This window comes from Parafannyhessea sp. (assembly GCF_051876455.1).
Lineage (GTDB): Bacteria > Actinomycetota > Coriobacteriia > Coriobacteriales > Atopobiaceae > Parafannyhessea.
Genome location: NZ_JBJEHW010000016.1, coordinates 1 through 6,231, shown reverse-complemented (window position 1 = coordinate 6,231; position 6,231 = coordinate 1). Strand labels below are relative to the sequence as shown.

At 61.3% G+C, this 6,231-nt stretch carries 6 protein-coding genes; all 6 read left to right on the top strand.

All coding sequences use genetic code 11. From position 1 onward, the window contains the following. Nucleotides 1–308: substrate-binding domain-containing protein (locus tag ACI38Z_RS00690; protein ID WP_439788271.1), on the top strand; the 308-nt coding region annotated here is incomplete at its 5' end. 34 nt (nucleotides 309–342) lie between these two features. Beyond that, complete coding sequence (locus tag ACI38Z_RS00685) at nucleotides 343–1,668, top strand: ABC transporter substrate-binding protein (protein ID WP_439788270.1); 1,326 nt, start codon at nucleotides 343–345, stop codon at nucleotides 1,666–1,668. A 76-nt stretch (nucleotides 1,669–1,744) separates the two neighbouring features. Continuing rightward, nucleotides 1,745–2,659, top strand: coding sequence for a carbohydrate ABC transporter permease (locus ACI38Z_RS00680; RefSeq protein ID WP_439788269.1), 915 nt, complete (start codon nucleotides 1,745–1,747; stop codon nucleotides 2,657–2,659). Next, nucleotides 2,659–3,522: a carbohydrate ABC transporter permease gene (locus ACI38Z_RS00675; protein ID WP_439788268.1), complete on the top strand. Its 864-nt coding sequence runs from the start codon at nucleotides 2,659–2,661 to the stop codon at nucleotides 3,520–3,522. The genes ACI38Z_RS00680 and ACI38Z_RS00675 overlap by 1 nt, the downstream gene beginning before the upstream one ends. Before the next feature lie 5 nt (nucleotides 3,523–3,527). Then, nucleotides 3,528–5,018 carry a 4-alpha-glucanotransferase gene (gene malQ, locus ACI38Z_RS00670; RefSeq protein WP_439788267.1) on the top strand — a complete coding sequence of 497 codons (1,491 nt, stop codon included), beginning with the start codon at nucleotides 3,528–3,530 and terminating at the stop codon, nucleotides 5,016–5,018. Further along, the gene (locus ACI38Z_RS00665) at nucleotides 5,018–6,217 is read left to right on the top strand and encodes an ABC transporter ATP-binding protein (RefSeq protein ID WP_439788266.1); all 1,200 of its coding nucleotides are present in this window, start codon (nucleotides 5,018–5,020) and stop codon (nucleotides 6,215–6,217) included. The genes malQ and ACI38Z_RS00665 overlap by 1 nt, the downstream gene beginning before the upstream one ends. The last annotated feature ends 14 nt before the right edge of the window (nucleotides 6,218–6,231 follow it).

Sequence of the window (6,231 nt, the reverse complement as noted above, 5' to 3'; positions counted from 1 at the left end):
AGTTCAGCGCGATCTTCTCCATCGCCGACACCATGGCCATCGCGGCCATGAAGGCGATTTTCGACACCGGCGCCAAGGTTCCGGATGACTACTCGGTCATCGGAATCGACGGCATCGAGATGTCTCTCTATACGATTCCAACGCTCGCCACGCTCTGCCAGCCTCAGGAATCCATGGGCCGGGAAGCTGCGCGGATACTGGTGGACGTCGTGGAAGGCAAGACCAAGAACCAGCACGTAAGACTCAAGACCACCCAACGACCCGGAGGGTCGATGGGTCCGGCCAAGAAGGTAATTCTCGCATCTTAAGGGGATGCGTGAGGGAGACGTAGGAGGGTTCCAAATGTTTGAGAAGCCAATTACCCGTAAGGCGTTCCTGAGTGGCGCAGCCGCCGTGGCGGCAGGCCTCGGCCTCGCCGGTTGCTCTGGCTCGAGCGACAGCGACTCCGGCAGCGAGAACGGCACCGTCTACTGGCTGAACTTCAAGCCCGAGATTGACAAGACCATCCAGAAGCTCGGCAAGAAGTACGCCAAGCAGAAGAACGTCAAGGTCAAGATCGTCACCGCTGCCTCTGGCGACTACGAGAAGACCCTGACCTCCGAGATGGACAAGTCCGAGGCCCCGACCATCTTCGTCATCGGCAACCAGGCCGGCGTCAAGGAGTGGGACGACTACGCCCTCGACCTCAAGGGCACCAAGATCGCCAAGGCCCAGACGACCGACGACTACAACCAGTACGACGATGATGGCAAGCTCGTCTCCGTCGGCTACTGCTTCGAGTGCTACGGCATCGTCGCCAACACCGACAACATCAAGAAGGCCGGCCACTCCGTCGACGAGATCAAGGACTTCGCGAGCCTGAAGACCGTCGTCGAGGACATCCACAAGAACGCCAGCGCCAACGGCTTCGACGCCTTTGCCGCGACCGACATGGATGACTCCAACTCTTGGCGTGTTACCGGCCACCTTGCCAACCTCGAGTACTTCTATGAGGAGCACAAGGGCGACGGCACCAGCAAGGACATCTGGAAGAAGACGCCTTCCACCATCGAGGGCACGTACCTCCCGAACTTCAAGAACCTCTACGACCTCATCATCAACAACTCCGTTACCGCTCCTGACCAGCTCGCCACGGGCGGCCACGATCCCGCGCAGCAGTTCAAGGACGGCAAGGCCACGTTCTATCTGACCGGCTCCTGGGACTACTCCGACATCACCAAGAGCGTCAAGAACACCACGATGCTCCCGTACTACTGCGGCGTCTCCGGCGAGGACAAGGCCGGTCTCAACTGCGGCACCGAGAACTGCTGGGCCATCAACAAGAACGCCTCCAAGAAGGATCAGCAGGCGTCCATGGACTTCCTGATGTGGCTCGTCACCGACGAGGAGGCCTCGAAGGAGCTCGTCGAGCAGCTCGGCATCATGCCCTTCAAGAAGGCTGCCGAGTCCACGAACGGCTGGCTGAAGCATGCTCAGGAGCTCTCTGACAGCGGTTGCTACAACATGGACTGGGCTACCAACTACGAGCCCAACGTCGACACCTATCGTGCTGGCCTCGTCTCTGCGCTGAACACCTACAACGGCAGCCAGACCGACGCTAACTGGGACAAGTTCAAGACCGCCTTCGTGGACGGCTGGGCCACCCAGTACAAGAAGGCCAACGCATAGCCAACGGCTCTTGTAGGCCTGCGAGGGACCGGGCGACATTCGTCCGCCCGGCCCCTCTTCTATTGGGGAGCGTTATATGAGTAGTGCAAAAGCAAAAAAGATTACGGCATCGAACTCCAGGATCAGGTCCATCAGGCACTGGGGACTCCTCTTCCTGGGCCCGGTGACCGCAGCCTTCGTGATCGGCTTCGTCTGGCCGTTCATCCAGGGCATCTATCTGTCCTTCTGCCAGTTCCGCCTCACGTCTGACGCCAAGTTCATCGGGCTTGGGAACTATGCGGCGGCATTTGCGGACCCGAGCTTCAGGTATTCCTTCTGGTTCACGGCGGCGTTCGCCATCGTGACCGTCATTTTGATTAACATCCTTGCGTTCGCCGTCGCGTACGTCCTGACGCAGAACATCAAGGGCAGCAACATCTTCCGTACGGTGTTCTTCGCGCCGAACCTGATCGGCGGCATCGTCCTGGGCTACATCTGGTCCATGATCTTCGATGGCATCCTCTCCAGGTACGGCACCTCGATCGTCATGAACTCGACGCTCGGCTTCTGGGGCCTCGTCATCCTCGTCTGCTGGCAGCAGATCGGCTACATGATGATCATCTACATCGCGGGTCTCCAGGCAGTGCCCGAGGACATGCTCGAGGCCGCGAAGATCGACGGCGCCTCCAAGTCGCAGACACTCTTTAAGGTGACCATTCCGAACGTGATGCCTTCCATCACGATCTGCATGTTCCTTACGCTGACCAACGGCTTCAAGCTCTTCGACCAGAACCTCGCGCTCACCGGCGGCCAGCCGTTCAAGCAGCTTGCGAGCGGCGACACGATCCACCAGACCGAGATGCTCGCGCTGAACATCTACAACACGTTCTACGGAACCGCCTCCGTCGCACGTGGCACCGCGCAGGCAAAGGCCGTCATCTTCTTCATCCTGGTCGCGGTGCTCGGCCTCGCGCAGCTTTCGTACACCCGTAAGAGGGAGGTGCAGCAGTAATGGCTTCCAAGCAGGAGACTCTTACGTCCGAGAAGCGCAACAAGACCATTGCCTCTGTTATTCTCACCATCATCTGCATCATCTGGGTGCTGCCCATCGTCTCGGTTGTCATCAACTCGTTCAAGAAGAACACCTTCGTCAAGACCGAGACCTTCGCACTGCCCAACGCCCAGAGCGCGGCCGGCTGGTCGAACTTCATCAAGGGCATGACGTTCGGCAACTACCCGTTCATGGCAGCCGTCGCCAACTCCGTGATCATCACGGTGCTCTCGACCTTCCTCATCCTGTTCTTCTGCTCGATGGCCGCCTGGTACATCGCGCGCGTGAACTCGAAGTTCTGCAAGATTCTGTACTACCTCTGCATCTTCTCCATGGTCGTCCCCTTCCAGATGGTCATGTTCACGCTCTCCAAGACGGCTGACACGCTCCAGCTCAACACGCCGTTCACCATCCCAATCGTCTACCTGGGCTTTGGCGCCGGCCTCGCGATCTTCATGTTCGTCGGCTTCGTCAAGTCCATCCCCATCGAGATCGAGGAGGCTGCCTCCATCGACGGCTGCGGCCCGATTCGCACCTTCTTCCGCGTCGTGCTCCCCATGCTGAAGCCCACGCTGATCTCGGTCGGCATCCTGGAAGTCATGTGGGTCTGGAACGACTACCTGCTTCCGTACCTGGTGCTTGACATCAACAAGTACCGCACCATCCCCATCCACATCCAGTACCTCAAGGGCAGCTACGGCACGGTCGACCTCGGCGCAACCATGGCGCTCATCCTCCTGAGCATCATCCCCGTCATCGTCTTCTACCTCGCGCTGCAGAAGTACATCATCAAGGGCGTCGCGGCAGGCGCCGTTAAGGGCTAAGCATCATGGATCGTACGTGCGGCATCATCCTTCCCATCTACGCGCTCCCCACGCCGCATGGGATCGGCACGCTCGGCAGGGAGTCCCGGGAGTTCGTGGACTTCCTGTCCGAGGCGGGCCAGTCCTGGTGGCAGATCCTTCCCGTCGGGCCGACGAGCTACGGTGACTCCCCTTACCAGAGCCCGTCGACCTACGCGGGAAACCCCTACTTCATCGACCTGGACTACCTGGTCGAGGACGGCCTCCTCACCTCCGAGGAGGTGGAGGCCCCCGACTGGGGCAGTGACCCCGCCAAGGTGGACTACGCCCTTCTCTACCAGAACCGCGAGCCCCTGCTGAGGCTTGCCTACAAGCGCGGGCGCGACCGCCAGAAGCGGCTCTTCTCCGAGTTCAAGCAGGAGAACGAGTCCTGGCTCGCGGACTACGCGCTGTTCATGGCAGTCAAGCGCAACTTTGGCATGGTCTCCTGGATCGAGTGGCCGGACGTTGACATCAGGCTCCGCAAGCCCGAGGCCATCGCCCGCTACACCAGGGAGCTCGCGGACGACATCGACTTCTACGAGTACGAGCAGTTCCTCTTCTACACGCAGTGGGAGCAGCTCAGGCGCTACGCGCACAGCAAGGGCGTGCAGATCCTGGGAGACCTCCCCATCTACGTGGCGCTCGATTCGGCGGACGTGTGGGCCAACCCCGACATGTTCCAGCTGGACGAGAAGAACGTGCCCATCGAGGTGGCAGGCGTCCCGCCCGACTACTTCAGCGAGGACGGGCAGCTCTGGGGCAACCCGCTCTACGACTACGAGGCCATGGAGAAGGACGGCTTCGCGTGGTGGGTGCGTCGCATCGCGGGTGCGGCCAACCTCTACGACAGCATCCGAATCGACCACTTCCGCGGGATCGAGAGCTACTGGGCCGTGCCCTACGGCGACAAGACCGCGCGCAACGGTCGTTGGGTCAAGGGCCCCGGCATGAAGCTCGTTGGGACGCTCAAGCGCCGCTTCAAGAACGTGAGCTTCATCGCGGAGGACCTGGGCTACACCACGCCCGAGGTCAGGCAGCTCCTGGCGGATTCGGGCTTCCCGGGCATGAAGGTGCTCGAGCTCGGCTTCGACTCCCGCGACGTGAGCGACTACCTGCCGCACGCGTATTCGCCGCACTGCGTCTGCTACACCGGCACGCATGACAACCAGACCATCGAGGGCTGGCGTCAGGAGGCCGACAAGGCGGACGTGGAGCTTGCCACCAGGTACCTGGGCCTCAACGAGGCGGAGGGCTTCTCGTGGGGCGTCATCAGGGGTGGCATGTCCAGCGTCGCGGAGCTCTTCGTGGCGCAAATGCAAGACTATCTGGAGTTGGGTCCCGAGGCGAGGACGAACCTTCCCGGAACCCTTGGTGGGAACTGGCAGTGGAGGCTTTTGCCGGGGCAGATCACGCCCGGGCTCACTAAGCGCATCGCCGCAATGACCCATATCTATGGAAGGGACGTGAGACGCTAATGGCAACGGTAAGCCTGAAGCACATCGAGAAGATCTATCCCAACATCGAGGGTGAGAAGAAGCACCACTTCGGCAAGAAGAAGGAAGAGGGAAAGAAGAAGAGCAACCTCAAGCAGGTCGAGGGCGGCGTCCTCGCGGTCGAGGACTTCAACCTCGAGATCGCCGACCGCGAGTTCGTGGTGCTCGTCGGCCCCTCTGGCTGCGGCAAGTCCACGACGCTCCGCATGATCGCAGGCCTGGAGGAGATCACCTCCGGCGAGCTGCGCATCGACGGCAAGCTCGTGAACGACGTGGCCCCCAAGGACCGCGACATCGCCATGGTCTTCCAGAGCTACGCCCTGTACCCGCACATGACCGTGCGCGAGAACATGGCCTTCCCCCTCAAGCTTCGCAAGATGCCCCAGGACCAGATCGACAAGAAGGTCAACGAGGCCGCCGAGATCCTCGGCATCACGCAGTACCTCGACCGCAAGCCCAAGGCGCTCTCCGGCGGCCAGCGTCAGCGCGTCGCCATCGGCCGCGCCATCGTGCGTGAGCCCAAGGTCCTCCTCATGGACGAGCCGCTCTCCAACCTCGACGCCAAGCTCCGTAACCAGATGCGTGCAGAGATCATCAAGCTCCGCCAGCGCATCGACACCACGTTCATCTACGTCACGCACGATCAGACCGAGGCCATGACCCTCGGCGATCGCATCGTCATCATGAGGGACGGCGTCGTGCAGCAGGTCGGCACCCCGCAGGAGGTCTTCGACCACCCCGCGAACCTCTTCGTCGCAGGCTTCATCGGCGTCCCGCAGATGAACTTCTTCGACGCCAAGCTCGTCAAGGACAACGGCGTCTACAAGGCCATCGTGGGCGACGCCACGTTCGTTCCCAACGATGCCAAGCAGAAGCGCCTCGCGGCCCACAACGTCGAGCCGCAGGACGTCACCCTCGGCATCCGTCCCGAGCACGTCACGCTCACGGACAACGCGCCGCAGCTCGTCACGGGCACGGTCGATGTCTCCGAGATGATGGGCTCCTCCATCCACCTGCACCTCAACACCCTCGGCAAGGACGTCATCGTGATCGTCCAGACCCAGGACCTCAAGGAGGAGAAGCGCGGTGGCTTCCAGCTCGGCGAGAAGGTCTCCTTCACGTTCGACGGCGACGTCATCCACCTCTTCAGCAAGAAGGACGAGAAGAACCTCGAGTTCTAGCTTCGGCTTCAACC

Bases quoted from the DNA above. Each gene is read 5' to 3' on its own strand.
- malQ (WP_439788267.1), top strand. From the start codon at position 3,528: ATGGATCGTACGTGCGGCATCATCCTTCCCATCTACGCGCTCCCCACG.
- ACI38Z_RS00680 (WP_439788269.1), top strand. From the start codon at position 1,745: ATGAGTAGTGCAAAAGCAAAAAAGATTACGGCATCGAACTCCAGGATC.
- ACI38Z_RS00675 (WP_439788268.1), top strand. From the start codon at position 2,659: ATGGCTTCCAAGCAGGAGACTCTTACGTCCGAGAAGCGCAACAAGACC.
- ACI38Z_RS00685 (WP_439788270.1), top strand. From the start codon at position 343: ATGTTTGAGAAGCCAATTACCCGTAAGGCGTTCCTGAGTGGCGCAGCC.
- ACI38Z_RS00665 (WP_439788266.1), top strand. From the start codon at position 5,018: ATGGCAACGGTAAGCCTGAAGCACATCGAGAAGATCTATCCCAACATC.